At 40.9% G+C, this 15,156-nt stretch carries 14 protein-coding genes and 1 pseudogene; 9 read left to right on the top strand and 6 right to left on the bottom strand.

Annotation, left to right across the window (positions count from 1 at the left end; genetic code table 11):
- Nucleotides 1-42: 42 nt before the first annotated feature.
- The 5 genes and pseudogenes from AC3ISB_RS25400 to AC3ISB_RS25380 all read right to left on the bottom strand — a co-directional run bounded on the left by AC3ISB_RS25400 (nucleotide 43) and on the right by AC3ISB_RS25380 (nucleotide 3,790).
- A complete protein-coding gene (locus tag AC3ISB_RS25400) occupies nucleotides 43-1,410 on the bottom strand; it encodes an amino acid permease (RefSeq protein ID WP_141992950.1) in 1,368 nt (455 codons plus the stop codon).
- A 316-nt stretch (nucleotides 1,411-1,726) separates the two neighbouring features.
- Nucleotides 1,727-1,863 (bottom strand): annotated as a pseudogene (locus AC3ISB_RS25395) (endonuclease); the annotation flags it as partial.
- 237 nt (nucleotides 1,864-2,100) lie between these two features.
- Complete coding sequence (locus tag AC3ISB_RS25390) at nucleotides 2,101-2,448, bottom strand: phage holin family protein (RefSeq protein WP_098371410.1); 348 nt, start codon at nucleotides 2,446-2,448, stop codon at nucleotides 2,101-2,103.
- A 138-nt stretch (nucleotides 2,449-2,586) separates the two neighbouring features.
- A complete protein-coding gene (locus AC3ISB_RS25385) occupies nucleotides 2,587-2,787 on the bottom strand; it encodes a hypothetical protein (RefSeq protein ID WP_339201058.1) in 201 nt (66 codons plus the stop codon).
- 112 nt (nucleotides 2,788-2,899) lie between these two features.
- Nucleotides 2,900-3,790: a TetR/AcrR family transcriptional regulator gene (locus AC3ISB_RS25380; RefSeq protein WP_098372287.1), complete on the bottom strand. Its 891-nt coding sequence runs from the start codon at nucleotides 3,788-3,790 to the stop codon at nucleotides 2,900-2,902.
- 604 nt (nucleotides 3,791-4,394) lie between these two features.
- Here AC3ISB_RS25380 and katA point away from each other — a divergent pair.
- Both katA and AC3ISB_RS25370 read left to right on the top strand, forming a co-directional pair.
- Complete coding sequence (gene katA, locus AC3ISB_RS25375) at nucleotides 4,395-5,849, top strand: catalase KatA (RefSeq protein WP_489274872.1); 1,455 nt, start codon at nucleotides 4,395-4,397, stop codon at nucleotides 5,847-5,849.
- 416 nt (nucleotides 5,850-6,265) lie between these two features.
- Nucleotides 6,266-7,459 (top strand): M14 family metallopeptidase, encoded by a 1,194-nt coding sequence (locus tag AC3ISB_RS25370; protein ID WP_098372289.1) that lies wholly within the window; start codon nucleotides 6,266-6,268, stop codon nucleotides 7,457-7,459.
- A 438-nt stretch (nucleotides 7,460-7,897) separates the two neighbouring features.
- On the opposite strand, the gene AC3ISB_RS25365 is transcribed toward AC3ISB_RS25370, so the two are convergent.
- Nucleotides 7,898-8,224 (bottom strand): hypothetical protein, encoded by a 327-nt coding sequence (locus AC3ISB_RS25365; protein ID WP_260399879.1) that lies wholly within the window; start codon nucleotides 8,222-8,224, stop codon nucleotides 7,898-7,900.
- Between the two features lie 269 nt (nucleotides 8,225-8,493).
- On the opposite strand from AC3ISB_RS25365, the gene purT reads away from it, so the two are divergent.
- From purT to AC3ISB_RS25330, 7 genes are all read left to right on the top strand, one after another.
- Nucleotides 8,494-9,648 (top strand): phosphoribosylglycinamide formyltransferase 2, encoded by a 1,155-nt coding sequence (purT, locus tag AC3ISB_RS25360; RefSeq protein WP_377409638.1) that lies wholly within the window; start codon nucleotides 8,494-8,496, stop codon nucleotides 9,646-9,648.
- A 682-nt stretch (nucleotides 9,649-10,330) separates the two neighbouring features.
- Nucleotides 10,331-11,698, top strand: a complete 1,368-nt coding sequence (locus tag AC3ISB_RS25355; RefSeq protein WP_480339379.1) for an alkaline phosphatase — start codon at nucleotides 10,331-10,333, stop codon at nucleotides 11,696-11,698.
- A gap of 22 nt (nucleotides 11,699-11,720) precedes the next feature.
- Nucleotides 11,721-12,368, top strand: coding sequence for a DUF4352 domain-containing protein (locus AC3ISB_RS25350; RefSeq protein WP_489274870.1), 648 nt, complete (start codon nucleotides 11,721-11,723; stop codon nucleotides 12,366-12,368).
- Nucleotides 12,369-12,471: 103 nt separating this feature from the next.
- Nucleotides 12,472-12,624: a YpzG family protein gene (locus tag AC3ISB_RS25345; protein ID WP_076368068.1), complete on the top strand. Its 153-nt coding sequence runs from the start codon at nucleotides 12,472-12,474 to the stop codon at nucleotides 12,622-12,624.
- Between the two features lie 197 nt (nucleotides 12,625-12,821).
- A complete protein-coding gene (locus AC3ISB_RS25340; RefSeq protein ID WP_170946990.1) occupies nucleotides 12,822-13,202 on the top strand; it encodes a nucleotide excision repair endonuclease in 381 nt (126 codons plus the stop codon).
- Between the two features lie 165 nt (nucleotides 13,203-13,367).
- A complete protein-coding gene (locus AC3ISB_RS25335; protein WP_181762212.1) occupies nucleotides 13,368-13,538 on the top strand; it encodes a hypothetical protein in 171 nt (56 codons plus the stop codon).
- A gap of 415 nt (nucleotides 13,539-13,953) precedes the next feature.
- Entirely contained in the window at nucleotides 13,954-15,147 is a 1,194-nt protein-coding gene (locus AC3ISB_RS25330; protein WP_286178595.1) for a GTP-binding protein, read from the top strand.
- Nucleotides 15,148-15,156 lie beyond the last annotated feature (9 nt).

The following is a 15,156-nucleotide window of genomic DNA, read 5'->3' as shown; positions in this document are numbered from 1 at the left end:
CAGAAATAGAGGGTGCCAATTAGATTGGGCACCCTCTGACATTTATCTATTCCGTTTATGCAAGCCAGTCACATAATACAGGGCTACCAACAGTAAGATCCAAATCGGACCAACGATTAGAGCGATTCTTGTATCTGCTGAAAAGCCGAGTACTACCATTACAAATACTAAAAAGGCTAAAGTGAAATAAGAAGTGAATGGGAAAAGCGGCATTTTGTAAGACAAGCCTTGCTTTTCTCCCTGACTCATTTTCCGTCTAGACATGATCTGTGTGACAAGTATGGTTCCCCATGTCCAGAGGGCACCGAATGTAGCGACACTTGTGACGTAAGTGAAAACTTTATCGGCTTCCATGTAGTTAAGGTAAACACCGAAAAGAAGCACGACAGCCGAAACGATGATGGCAACGCCAGGAACGCCTGACTTTGTAGTACGTTCGAAACTTTTTGGTGATTCACCTTGCTGCGCTAGGTTGAATAACATTCTTCCTGTACTGAAGATCCCGCTGTTACAAGATGAAAGGGCTGCTGTCAGTACGACAAACTGAATGATTCCTGCTGCGCCTGGTATACCGATTTTATCAAACATCATAACGAATGGGCTGTTTTCTCCATTCATTTCATCCCATGGAGTGATCGATAAAATGACTGTCAGAGCTAAAACGTAAAAAAGTAAAATCCGATAAAAAACGGTATCGATGGCTCTTTTTAAAGATTTTTCAGGATTTTTAACTTCACCTGCGGTTACTCCAAGCATTTCAATTCCCAAATAGGCGAACATGACCATTTGGAAAGAGAGGATGACACCGGAAATCCCATTAGGGAAAAACCCTCCATGTTCAACAAGGTTGCCGAATCCGACCGCGATTCCGCCGTTCCCCAGTCCGAAGATGATCATTCCGAAGCCAAGGACGATCATAAGGATGATCGTAATGACTTTCACTAAGGCGAACCAAAACTCCAATTCACCATATGCTTTTACAGCAAGAAAGTTAATCGTCGTCATGATGGCAAGAGCGGCTAACGCCCAAGCCCATTGCGGGGTGTCAGGGAACCAAAATTGCATATAGATTCCGACTGCCGTAATTTCAGCCATACAGGTGGCAATCCAAACGAACCAGTAATTCCATCCGGTTATGTATCCGGCAAGAGGACCGACAAATTCGCTAGCATAGCGACTGAAAGAACCTGCGACAGGATTTTTAATCGCCATTTCCCCTAGTGCACGCATGATAAGATAGATCATAAGCCCGCCAATGGCGTAGGAAATGATGATGGCTGGGCCGGCTAATTTAATCGCAGAGGCCGAGCCGAGAAATAAACCGACTCCAATGGCTGCGCCAAGAGACATTAATGCGATATGTCTTTCTTCCAAACCTCTATGCAGTTGAGATTCTTTGGAGTTTTGCATAATTTTCCCCTTTTCTATGTTGGAGTTTAATTTTCTCTATCTAGCATTTTATCACTAGTAGAGGAGAATACATATAATTTATTGATTTTTCACATAATATTACAACTAAATAATATATTTTAATAGGAAGAATGTAAAGTAAAAAATGAAAACGCTTACTACAAAGTGGTTCAATCTGTTTTCCTCGTATATATAATCTTTCAAAAACTATTAGAATGCTATTCAAACAAAATATAATTATGTGATTTTTCTAAAAATTTAGACTTTTTATGATGGAAAAGCTGGCTCCAAAATAAGGAACAGCATGTTCGTTCCATCATTGCCAGATGGCGGAGGCCAATTCAGGATGATCTACGAAAGGGTTGCGATTATGCTGATACTGATTATAAATGACCTCATTTCGGTTAAGCTCGAAGGCATCTACAGGATTTTCTGTTCATACCACTCCAGTAAGAAGCCATTCCATGAATCGTTTGATACTGATTTCCAGAGAAGTCGATTTATATGTAAAGTGAAGCTTTGCGGAATTTAGGGGAATTGCCCGGGAAATAGCGAAGGCTGTTATGGAAATGAAAATGATACGAAAAACCGTCAGCATTCGACTTACTGTTTCAGTATGTAGATCCTAAAAAAAACTGTAGACAAACTCGATTTTCATCGAGTTTGTCTACAGTTTTAACTAACAGCATGCTACTGATGGTTTTTTTTACTCTGTTTTATAAGAAGACTTTGAATGAAACTCAATAACAATGATCCGATTAAAGCTCCCCAAAAAGAATTTATTACAAAGCCACTGACGGCATAGGAAGTGATTTGGAATGTGAAGGCATTGATAATGAAAGAAAACAACCCGAACGTCAGGATGGTGATCGGCAATGTGATAAGTAGGAGAATGGGTCTAACCAGCAAGTTCATGATCGATAATATAAAAACCGCCAGCAAGGCTGTTCCGTAAGATTTAATCGTGATGGAGTCGAGAAGCCAGTCAATAACGAGCAATACCAGCCCGTTGATAAGAAAACGCATTATTATGTTCATGAATAACTCCTCCTGAAGACACTTTACTACAAGTCATTATACTAAAATTTCATGAATTTCAGTTATATGTTTGCAGAATTGTCACAAAAAAAGAGGAATACGATATGTATTCCCCCAGAACCGAAAGGACCTTTTTACTTAAAAAAAGGTCCAGTTGATTTCAGAAATCCGCTCCCTTTCCGCCGACTGTCTGCCAAGCCTCCTCGGCACAAGCGCCTGTGGGGTCTCGGCTAGCCAGTTATTCGGCAGGAGTGTCGCAAATTTCTTCAATCCAATATAGGTTTCATCCAATATAAAAAGTAAACGATGAAGGATAAGCAAGTCTTGTTTTAAAAACACGGTTCGGCTACAGTCTATTCATTTAAAAAGGTCCAGTTGATTTCAGAAATCCGCTCCCTTTCCGCCGAAAGAACCCCCATTTGTCTGCAAAATGGGACCCATTAGGTTCTATTTAGTTGTTGGCAATGATTCTTTCGAATTCACTTAATTCCAATGTGTTTTTCAATTTTGGGTTGGTGTTTAAGGAAAGCAGAGCACTTTCGATGAGAAAGGTTCGCGGTTCAGTGTTTTGTAATAATTCCTCTTGGATAAAGTGAATCAATTTTAAGTTTTTGACCCTTTCCGCTTCATCATCTTGGCATAGCCTTAAGATCATCTTTTTTAGGCCATTTGCAGAGTGCAGGAGTGCTGTATGAAAATCCTGCTGTGTATGAAAGCACTCAGGCAGCCATTGCTTGATGAGATCGGGTTCCAATAGCTGTGCTTTTGACGTGCTGACATCTTCGAAAATCGATTTAATCCTATCAACACAATAACGGATAATTTCAGTAGGGTTGAAATCGGGCTCTTTAGCCAAGGCATTAAAATGAATCGTTTGATGCATCATCCCCGAGTAGAGAATGGCACAGTCCAAAATATAAGGTTTTTTATCAGCACCGAAAATGTCCAGAAACCGTTTTGATAGCCAATGGATATGCTGGAATTTAGCATGAGTTATGAAGTTCTTAAGTTCGGTATCATTTGAAATCATTACTTCTTCATATAAGAAAAAGATTTTATTGTTTTTGTTGGAGTGCATTTGTAATTCGGATTGTTTGATGAATATTTCAATATCTGCAAGGTTTTGCCCAATCAGCAATTCATTCCGCTCTTTTTCGAATTTTTCTTGCGAAGTCAGGAAAACTGCCTTAAGCAATTCGCTTTTAGAAGAAAAATAGTTATAAAATGTTCCTTTTGAAATGCCGCTATAATCTAAAATATCCTGAATGGAAGTGGCTTGATAACCCTTTTCAATAAATAATTGGTGTGCATATTTAACTACCAGTTGTTTGCGCTCATTCATATATATCACCCTTACTCTTATTGGACGGTCATTTTAACGTAATAGTATCTTATTTTCTATACGAACACAAACCAGTATGTTTACAATTTCTCCAGCAAAATAAGGGTGAAGGCCTTTTGTTTCAGTCCGTTTATGAATAGTTCTGCTGAAGATAAGGTTCACAAAAGTCAGTTTCTATGCCTCCTTCTATTCGTCATGTAAATAAAGCCTGATGTAGTGAACAAAGTCACAGGAGATCATTTCGGTTTGTTATAAGATAAATAGAAGGAAATAGGTAAAGTTAGCGCAAAGTATCTATGAATATTCGTTATCATTCTCGATTACTAACCCATTGGTAGGAGAAATGATAAAATCACTTGTCATGAAGGATTATTGGTTATGAGGGTCGTATACCATTATTAGGAATTCTATTATGCCTATAATTTGTTCCGTCAACGTTTATAGATTTTGAATTCTCCATATTACGGTTGGAGGTGAAGTCATATCATCAACGAAAAAATAATGAATTGATTATTATATTAAAATTATTATAAATAAGTATTGATTTTTTTCTAAGAAGCTTTATCATTATATACATAAATATTAATGAAAAGGTGGTTCAATTATGTCGAATAAGAAAAACCTTACTACAAGCTGGGGAGCGCCAGTAGGAGATAATCAAAACTCGATTACTGCCGGCGAACGCGGCCCGGTACTCATTCAGGATGTACACTTATTGGAGAAACTAGCCCACTTCAACCGTGAACGTGTGCCTGAACGTGTAGTTCATGCGAAGGGTGCCGGTGCATTCGGAACTTTCGAAGTAACGAACGACCTTTCTCAGTACACGAAAGCTAAACTTTTCAATGGTGTGGGCAAGAAGACAGATCTTTTTATCCGTTTCTCCACAGTTGCAGGAGAATTGGGTTCTGCTGATACAGTCCGAGACCCGCGTGGATTTGCTGTTAAATTCTACACGGAAGAAGGAAACTACGATATCGTCGGTAATAATACGCCTGTATTCTTTATTCGCGATGCGATTAAATTCCCCGACTTCATCCATACACAAAAAAGAGATCCTAGAACACATTTGAAAAACCCTACGGCTGTTTGGGATTTCTGGTCACATTCACCGGAATCTCTGCACCAAGTGACGATCCTGATGTCCGATCGGGGCATTCCTGCTACACTTCGTCATACACATGGTTTCGGAAGCCACACATTTAAATGGGTGAATGCTGAAGGAAAAGGCGTTTGGGTGAAATACCACTTCAAAACAGAACAGGGCATCAAAAACCTTGATGTGGATCTAGCTGCAAAATTAGCAGGTGAAAACCCTGATTATCATACGGAAGATCTTTTCAATGCCATTGAAAAAGGGGACTTCCCTGCATGGAAATTATATGTTCAGATCATGCCTCTGGAAGATGCGGATACATACCGTTTCGATCCATTCGATGTGACGAAGGTATGGTCTCAAAAAGATTATCCGCTGATTGAGCTTGGTCGCATGGTATTGAACAGAAATCCTGAAAACTACTTTGCTGAAGTAGAGCAAGCCACGTTCTCACCAGGAACATTCGTACCGGGAATTGAAGCTTCCCCAGACAAGATGCTTCAAGGACGCCTATTCGCGTATGGAGATGCACACCGTTACCGTGTGGGCTCGAATCATAACCAGCTTCCGGTGAACCGTCCGAAAGTGGAAGCGAGCAACTATCAGCGTGATGGCTTCATGCGTGCAGATGACAATGGCAAGGGATCTGTTTATTATGAGCCGAATAGTTTTGGAGGCCCTGGCGAAGCAACGGAAAATAAGGTCACTCCTTTCGAGGTGACTGGGCAAGCTGCACAAGTCGGTCATAATAGTGATGATCACTACACTCAAGCAGGTGACTTATACCGTCTATTGAGTGAAGAAGAGAAAAGTCGCCTTGTTGACACGATCGTGGGCGCAATGAAACCTGTGGAATTGGAAGAAATCAAGCTTCGTCAAATCGGTCATTTTTACAAAGCCGATCCAGAATACGGAAAGCGCATAGCTGAAGGTTTAGATTTGCCCGTACCGCAAGAAGCGTAAAATATGGGACTCCCAATCTATTAAATGAAAACAGGCATCCATTCATGAATGGGTGCCTGTTTTGTTTGTTTATGGAGGGCTCCGTTATATAAATGACACCCGACAAGTTCGGTAAGAATATATAGTTATAAATGTTTGTAAGGAAGTCATGCTGTCAGATTAATTGGGGGCCAGTTACTTAAATTATCGGTAAAGGGTGGAATTTATGACTAGTAAAAAGAATCGGGTGTTAGTAGGCAGTCCAATTTACAAGAAATACAGCTCTCACTTAAATGGTTGGATGGGGAGGGAATGGAGCTTGGCATTTTCTTAATTGATGACAAGCAAATTGCTCGAAGATTTCAGTCAGGAGCAGAACAATGTCAAAGCAATAATTAAATCGAATCAGCATACATTTGGTTAAGAGGAGGTGCAGTATGGACGTTTTTGTGCGGCAAAATGATTCCTTGTGGTATTATAGCCAATTATTCAAGGTGAATTACCAACTTATCATTGATTCCAATAGTGGGATTGATCCACTTGCACTTATGATTGGCCAACAAATCAAAATTCCTGGCTTTACGACGACCAGTTATAATATTAAACAAGGTGATTCGTTATGGGCAATTGCCAGGTCACGTAATCTTTCATTGGATGCCCTATTTTTGGTTAATCCCAATCTCAACCCGAATGCCCTGCAAGTTGGTCAGACAATTTCTGTGCCATTAAGGATTACGTGGAGGCTAATTCAAGGAAACCGGGAATATGATTATGAGACGATGATGACCGATGTAAGACGGTTGAAAACTATCTATCCATTTATTAAAACCTCCCCGATCGGAGACTCTGTGCTTGAAAGGGATATCCCTGAAGTGCTGATTGGAAATGGTAACAAACGAGTTCACTATAATGGTTCCTTTCATGCGAATGAGTGGATAACGACGCCTGTGATCATGACCTTTTTAAATGATTATTTACTCGCAATCACGAATCAGGCAGACATCCGCGGTCTATCTCTGTTTCCCTTTTATCAACAGACGATGCTGTCGATCGTCCCAATGGTGAATCCGGACGGAGTGGAGTTGGTTCTTAAAGGCCCTCCTGCAGATGAGTCATTGAGGCGACGGCTCGTGGAATGGAATAATGGAAGCGAAGACTTCTCTGGCTGGAAGGCAAATATTAACGGGGTGGATCTGAATGATCAATTTCCCGCCAAATGGGAACTGGAAAAAGAACGCAATAATGTAACGGAGCCAGGTCCGGCAAATTATTCCGGGGAAGGGCCGCTTACACAGCCAGAGGCCATTGCAATGTCAGAGTTGACAAGAAAACGTGATTTTGGCAAAGTCCTTGCGTTCCATACCCAAGGAGAAGTCATTTATTGGGGGTTTGAAGGTTTGGAACCGCCCGAGTCGGAAACGATAGTCAATGAGTTTGCAAGGGTCAGTGGATATGAGCCTGTCAAATCCGCCAATAGTTACGCAGGGTATAAGGATTGGTTCATTCAGGATTGGCGCAGGCCGGGGTTTACCGTGGAGCTGGGCAAAGGAACGAATCCCCTCCCTATATCACAGTTCGATGAGATTTATCAGAAGTCGCTTGGAATTTTCTTGGCGGGGTTATATATGTGAATTTTGACCAAATGAAAAAGCTCAACTCCGTTACCATGGGGAAGAGCTTTTTAGTCTTATAAACTATTAGACTTGAAACGATGAGGGCTGCTGCAAAAAATAAGTAAAGTCATGCTTTACTTATCGATTGCATGAATGACACGCTTTTTAGCCTGAAATTAACGGACATTCTCCATGTCCCAATAATATTGCAGCCCTTAACAAAAGGAATTCTAAAGTTTTACGGTAAGAAGTTTGACTTCCTTAACGCTAGTATTGGCCCCACCTACGCCAAATACTGTGACGGCCACGCATGCCATCCAACCTAATTTCATTATAATAGAAAGCGCTTACATTTTCAAAAATAATCGTAATGCAAATTTCGACATTCGCATAAGTGTCCCTTACCAGTAGGATGAGAATGGGCGTATTACTGATAAGGGCACTATAAGATTCAGGTTAATCTGCAATGAACTCCTGCAGCTTTTTTGTTAGTCCGCCACTGCCAAATTTAATGAACTTTGTCTTTCCGGCTGCTTGTGCCGGGGGAGCAGCAAATTCCAAAAAGGCTAATAGGTTGATCCTTCGGTAAAGTATATGGTCGATGCCATATTGATAGAACCAATTATCGATTGCATTGTAAACCCCTCTATTCAGGGCATATTGCTGCCGGCACCATTCGAAGAATAATCTGTCAGGCAGATTGATGTACTTCATATCCTCAAAGCGGCCATTTTTCTTCTCATTCAAAATAGGGAAAATGGGCCTTACCAATTCCTTTTGCATAGTGTATTTCCTCCCTTATTGATAAAAACGAAAAGGCTCCCTACTCATGTTGAATAGGGAGCCTCCAGTGAACTGGTCAGCGTATATATTTTCATCTAGCATAATGCTTATTATTCCTATTTGTCAAGTGTGTATTTAAAAAACTTAAATGAAATACGTTTGTTTAATGTTTTTGGTGCATTTTAAATGAAAATACGAATAAATATTTATGTTTATTCATTTATAGTTCGTATATAATGATTTTGAGGATATGGAGGAGGAGAGACTGAATGTATAAATCGAAAAAGATTTTATTATTGGGCTCGGGTGAATTGGGGAAAGAGGTCATAATTGAAGCACAGAGACTTGGTGTGGAGACCGTTGCTGTAGACCGCTATGAACATGCACCTGCCATGCAAGTGGCTCATCGCAGTTATGTGATCGATATGCTGGATGCGGAACAACTAAGGGGAATTGTGGAAAAAGAACAACCCGATTTGATTGTACCGGAAATCGAAGCCATCGCTACATCTGAATTAATCAAATTGGAAGAGGAAGGCTTTCATGTCATTCCGACGGCAAGAGCGGCTAAATTGACTATGGATCGTGAAGGAATCAGGAGGTTGGCTTCTGAAACCCTGGAGATTCCGACCGCAGCCTACAAATTCGCCGATACATATGAAGAATTTGTCCAAGCTGCCAAGGAAGTTGGATTTCCCAATGTCGTAAAACCGCTGATGAGTTCCTCAGGTAAAGGGCAAAGTGTGTGCCGCACGGAAGGTGACCTGGAGGATTGCTGGAGGATCGCGATGGAAGGCGGCCGGGTTCAAAATGGACGGGTGATCATTGAAGAATTTATCCGTTTTGATTCGGAAATCACGCTGCTTACTGTCCGGGCCATAAATGGTACCATGTTTTGTGCCCCAATCGGTCACATTCAGCAGGGCGGGGATTATATTGAATCTTGGCAGCCGCATAATATGACAGAAGCGCAAATCATGGAAGCGAAAAGAATTGCCCATGCTATTACGGATGAACTTGGAGGGTACGGATTATTCGGGGTTGAGCTTTTCCTTTCAGGGGATAAAGTCTATTTCAGTGAAGTTTCCCCACGTCCTCATGATACGGGACTAGTGACTTTAGTGACTCAGAATTTGTCCGAGTTTGCCCTGCATATTCGGGCGATTCTAGGATTTCCCATCCCGGAAATCAAGCTGATCAGCCCAGGTGCCAGCCGTCCATTAAAAGCGCAGGATGAGTTATCGGAATATTCTATAGTCGGTGTTGAACAGGCTTTGGCTTTACCTAATACACAAGTGCGTCTTTTCGGAAAACCTGTTACAAAGGCAGGTAGAAGGGTCGCAGTCGCCCTGTCGACTGCCGATTCAATCGAGTTGGCGAGAGTGAATGCGGCCCGTGCTTTGGAATGTTTAGTTGTAGAATGAAGTAATCGTGCAAAAAGCCCTTTGAATGGAGAGCTTCAGTTTTGTCGACAAAGGGGGGCGGAAAGGGATCGGATTTCTTTAATGTCAACTGAAACGTTGATTCCACTCCAGGCACTCGCTTTCCGCCCTAAAGAAAAATTGTAGGCTGGTCTCATCCCGAACTGTTTAAGACTAGTTTATTCCATGGTTTTTTACTCTTTTATAAAGCTCCTATTAAATTGAAGAAATTTGTGACACTTCTGGCGAATAGCTAGCTAGCCGAGACTCCAAACGCGCTTGCTTTGATGAGGTTTGGCAGACAGCCGGGGGAAAGGGAGCGGATTTCTGGAAAAACTGTAGGGATAGGCAGTCTGACTCTGAAGCACCCTGATAGGGTGCTTTATTTTCTTTTGTCCATTAATTTTTTAGCACTTTCAAATCACCCTGATTTGAAGAAGTTAAATGAAAGATCACTTACCCACGCTGGTGTTAACTCCGCTAAACCCTGTAACATGCCCCACTACTGGTGATTATTCTCCAACAACCAACATCCCTCATAAAAGTGGCATGCAATTCCGTGACATGTCTCCTTTACTTTGTCTTAACAATTATCCTGCTGCATTTTTACATTGCCTTGACATTGAGTTCATCTTCTTCACCTATAGTTTAATTAAATAGAAAACATTAAAGGGAGGCTATTCATTTGAATCGCACATGGAGTAAAAAGGTATTGCCCATCACACTGGCTTCTGCATTAGCATTTGGAGGTTTATCATGGTCCGCTGCGGATCGTGTTTCGGCAAAGGATAAGACAAAAAAAGAACCGGAAATCAAGAACGTGATTTTCCTGATCGGTGACGGCATGGGTGTTTCCTATACCTCCGCTTACCGGTATTTAAAAGATAACCCTGGTACGAAGGTGGCAGAACGGACAGAGTTTGATAAATACTTGGTTGGCCAGCAGATGACTTACCCAGAAGACTCTGCACAAAATATAACGGATTCAGCTTCAGCTGCAACGGCAATGTCTGCCGGAGTGAAGACTTATAACGCTGCGATTGCAGTGGATAACGATAAATCTGAAGTCAAAACCGTATTGGAAGCAGCAAAGGAAAAAGGAAAAGCGACGGGATTGGTTGCCACTTCAGAAATCACTCATGCTACACCTGCATCTTTTGGCGCCCATGATGAAAATCGGAAAAACATGAATTCAATCGCAGACGATTATTATAATGACTTAATCAAGGGAAAACATAAAATTGACGTCCTATTGGGCGGTGGGAAGTCCAATTTTGTCCGGCCTGATGTCAATTTGGCGAAAGCCTTCGAAAAAGACGGTTACAGTTATGTGACTGATAAAAATCAAATGCTTAAGGACAAAAATGAACAGGTCCTTGGTTTATTCGCTTCTGAAGGACTTCCGAAAATGATTGACCGCCCAAGTGAAACGCCTTCTTTGTCAGACATGACAAGTTCGGCGATCCAGCGCTTGAATAAAGACAAAGATGGATTCTTCCTTATGGTCGAGGGAAGCCAGGTCGATTGGGCCGGACATGATAATGATATCGTAGGTGCAATGAGTGAAATGGAAGACTTTGAAAAAGCATACAAAGAGGCCATTGAATTTGCGAAGAAAGACAAACATACCTTAGTGGTGGCTACTGCGGATCACTCTACAGGAGGATTCTCGATCGGGGCAAAAGGAATATATAACTGGTATGGTGAACCGATCAAGGCAGCCAAACGCACCCCTGACTTCATGGCGGATGCCATCGTCAAAGGGGCCGATGTTGAAAAGACGTTAAAGCAATATATTGATCAAAATGAAGTGAAGCTAACTGACGGTGAAATCAAAACGGTAACAGAAGCTGCCAAATCAAAGAATGTGACGAACGTCGATAATGCCATCGAAGCCATATTCGATAATCGGACCAATACTGCATGGACTACCGGGGGACATACAGGTGAAGATGTTCCGGTCTACGCATATGGACCATATAAAGAACGGTTTGCAGGACAGGTCGATAACACGGATCATGCCAAAATCATCTTTGATCTATTAAAGAAGTAAAAAAACTTCAGGGAGGGATTCAATGAACAGACTGATGATTGGTGCCCTGTTATTAACTGCATTTGGTGCTCTTAATACACAACCAGCTTACAAAGAAGAAACGACAGCTAAAGAAAAAACAGAGGAAGTTGCACGACCACTGGTAAAAAAGGATGTCTATGTTCCGAATCCACAGCTTCCTGATGATATAAAATTGAACCAGATCGGTCAGAACGTTTCCGATGCAAAAGGCGAATTAACTTTGAAGGCCTATAAAAAAGTGAATGAAACAGTGAATGTTGGCCCGATCGAGGTTAAGGTCAAAGAGATGAAAGTGATGCATGCCACTCCGGATTACAGCATGATTGATTTCTTCCACGGCTATACGCATGATGAAGATTTCGATATCGTAAAAATGAACGTGGAAATAAAAAACAATACGGATAAAAAAATTAATTTTTCCCCAGTTGCTTTCCTTGAAACGGACAGAGGAGAACATCTGACATGGGAAGATGATATCTACTTAGAAGAACTTGCTGGTGAAATAGAAGGAAACGGTTCAAAAAGCGGAAACATTGGTTTCATTCTAAATGATGGAAACATAAAGGGCATATCCGTCATGACAAGTGATGCGGTGGATGAAGAAGGGGAAGTCCTTGCAAAAGGCAAGTCAGCTGAATTCGCTTTTTAAAGAATATGTATAAATGCCTTGGAAAAATAAAATACTAGAACAAGTGATGGAGATTACTATCACTGAACGGAATATCCAAATCCTAATGATGAGGTGACACAGAATGAGCTATAAAGATCAATTAGATCCACATTCTCAAAAGTTTCACCATAATTGGACAAGACCTAAGCGTTCAAATTCTCAAGTTAATGGCCACACGCAAGAATCACAAACAAACATTATACTAAGAAGCAATGCAAAGGCTCACAGGTGGTAACGGATATTTCAGACAAAGAAGGAGGCTCCCAGCGAGTCTTCTTCTTTATATTTAATCCAAAACCGATCAAGGCATACATGGCTTTTCACTCATAATTATGATACCATTTACCTTTAAGATTGAAGTGATAAGCTTGGCGTGAAACCGGAGTTTCGATTCCGATTGAAAGTTTCACTTTATACAAATAGAGGACGTGAATTGTAATGATTAAAATTGAAATCCCTGCAGCGGATATAAGCATCAAACAAAGAAAGCAAGTTATAGAAGGAGACGAAGCTGTCATTCCTGAAATTTACGGGTTTATCGATTTTCATTTGATTCCCCGTGATAAAGGCGGCATCATCTTGTTTTACAATGAGAATGATGAACTGATTTTTGTCGGTAAGGCCCGTAAATTAAGACCAAGGGTCAAGAAGCATTTCGAGGATAATGTTTCTCCGATTAAAGAGCATCGTAATGAAGTCAAGAAAATTGACATTCTTTTAGTCGAAGACGCTATGGAACGTGAAATCTATGAAACGTACATGATCAATAAGCTTCATGCTAAATACAACGTCGACAAAGTGTTTTATAAATAAGATGTACCTATGAAAAGCTGACTGCTTATGCACTCAGCTTTTTTGTGTGCAAACTTAAGTTTACATATGTCAAAAATAATTTCGTACATTTACAGCTGCTCCATGCTAGGTTAACAATGTTGGTTTATATTTAGAGTATTCCAATACATTCTCAGGAGGAAGCTATTGAAGAAAATACTTTGTAAAAAGGTGTTAGTTATCTCGATCGGGACAGTGATTGCTTTTGGGAATTTAACGTGGTCCGTGTCACAAGCTTCTAAACTGGCGAAACAGAGAGAAATTGAAACTTTTGAACAAAAGACAGTAAAATCTTCAGGGTGGGAAATGGCGGAATAAACATAGTGACTAATAATTTTTTTCTCGATTTGCAACAAAGAAAAAGAAAAATGTATTGGAAAATGAAACGTTGTTGATGATCAGCAGCTTGTCAAACGTACATTAAATGATAAAACTCAATGGAGGTTCATTACACATGATGTTATGTGTGATTGGGCTTCCATTTAATTTTTGTTTTAATTTCATGAAGAATGTCAGCACCTTTCATTTATCCGTGATTCCCTGTAGCAGTATTGAAGCAATCGTGATTAAATTTGTCAGGAAAAGTATTCGGGGGTAATTTCGAAAAAAACTTGCAAATAGTAATGATTACGTTTTATTATTAAAGGGTGTTTTTACATGAGTGATAGCTTTGGTATATAAATCGTAATGATTATGATTTATGCGAAGGTATCAGGTAAAGGAGTGGGAAGCGATGGAGATGAAGAAAATTCCGGTTACGGTATTGAGTGGATACCTTGGTGCGGGAAAGACGACGCTTTTGAATCATATTCTTGAAAATCGGAATGATCTGAAGGTTGCCGTCATCGTTAATGATATGAGTGAAATCAATATTGATGCTTCTCTGGTCAAACAGGGAGGGTTTACCCGGACGGATGAAAAACTGGTGGAAATGCAGAATGGCTGCATTTGCTGTACGCTTCGTGAGGATTTAATGATTGAAGTGGAGAAATTGGCGAAGCAAGGGGACATTGATTACATCGTGATTGAATCGACTGGGATAAGCGAACCGGTACCTGTAGCCCAAACCTTCTCCTATGTTGATGAAAGCATGGGAATTGATTTAGCGGAATATTGCCGGCTTGATACGATGGTCACCGTTGTTGATGGGTATAACTTTTGGCAAGACTTCACTTCCGGAGAAACACTTATTGACAGGATGCAGGCAACTGATGCTGCGGATGGCAGGGAAGTGGTCGATCTATTAATAGATCAGATAGAGTTCGCCAATGTCATCCTGTTGAATAAAATCGATCTAATTGATGCTGAAGCCGTTGAGGAATTGAAAGCGGTTCTTCAAAAAATGAATGCGGATGCGAGGATCATCGAAACAAATCATTCCAAGGTGCTGCTAAAGGATGTATTGAATACCCATTTATTTGATTTTGAAGAGGCGAGCCAAGGAGCCGGCTGGATAAAGGAATTGAATGAAGAGCATATTCCGGAGACCCTGGAGTACGGGATTTCTTCCTTCGTTTATAGAAGGAAAATACCTTTTCATCCCGAGAGGCTAATGGAGTGGTTAGAAAACTGGCCCGTACAAGTGGTGAGGGCAAAGGGCTTCCTTTGGCTGGCATCGAGAAATGATACGGCAGGCTTGCTGTCGCAGGCAGGACCGTCATTAACTTTACAAGCAGCCGGTAAATGGATTGCAGCATACCCTGAGGAAGAACAGCGCCGAATTTTAAAGGAAGCACCTGAATTATTGGAACGGTGGAATGCAGTATACGGTGACAGGATGACGGAGCTGGTGATGATTGGCATTCAAATGAATCAACAGGAAATCGAAACTGAATTAGATCAATGCTTATTAACGGAAATCGAGTTGCAGCAGGATTGGTCTCTGTATGAAGATCGATTGCCTGCATTTACGGAAATCGTTCATTAAAAAACGTTA

The organism is Peribacillus sp. GL_122 (assembly GCF_057835005.1).
This window is presented reverse-complemented; position numbering and strand designations above follow the sequence as displayed.

Excerpts from the sequence above, each read along its gene's own strand:
- AC3ISB_RS25365 (WP_260399879.1), bottom strand. The coding sequence starts at position 8,224 with ATGCAAAAGGAATTGGTAAGGCCCATTTTCCCTATTTTGAATGAGAAG.
- AC3ISB_RS25380 (WP_098372287.1), bottom strand. The coding sequence starts at position 3,790 with ATGAATGAGCGCAAACAACTGGTAGTTAAATATGCACACCAATTATTT.
- AC3ISB_RS25330 (WP_286178595.1), top strand. The coding sequence starts at position 13,954 with ATGGAGATGAAGAAAATTCCGGTTACGGTATTGAGTGGATACCTTGGT.
- AC3ISB_RS25370 (WP_098372289.1), top strand. The coding sequence starts at position 6,266 with ATGGACGTTTTTGTGCGGCAAAATGATTCCTTGTGGTATTATAGCCAA.
- AC3ISB_RS25390 (WP_098371410.1), bottom strand. The coding sequence starts at position 2,448 with ATGAACATAATAATGCGTTTTCTTATCAACGGGCTGGTATTGCTCGTT.
- AC3ISB_RS25400 (WP_141992950.1), bottom strand. The coding sequence starts at position 1,410 with ATGCAAAACTCCAAAGAATCTCAACTGCATAGAGGTTTGGAAGAAAGA.
- katA (WP_489274872.1), top strand. The coding sequence starts at position 4,395 with ATGTCGAATAAGAAAAACCTTACTACAAGCTGGGGAGCGCCAGTAGGA.
- purT (WP_377409638.1), top strand. The coding sequence starts at position 8,494 with ATGTATAAATCGAAAAAGATTTTATTATTGGGCTCGGGTGAATTGGGG.
- AC3ISB_RS25345 (WP_076368068.1), top strand. The coding sequence starts at position 12,472 with ATGAGCTATAAAGATCAATTAGATCCACATTCTCAAAAGTTTCACCAT.
- AC3ISB_RS25350 (WP_489274870.1), top strand. The coding sequence starts at position 11,721 with ATGAACAGACTGATGATTGGTGCCCTGTTATTAACTGCATTTGGTGCT.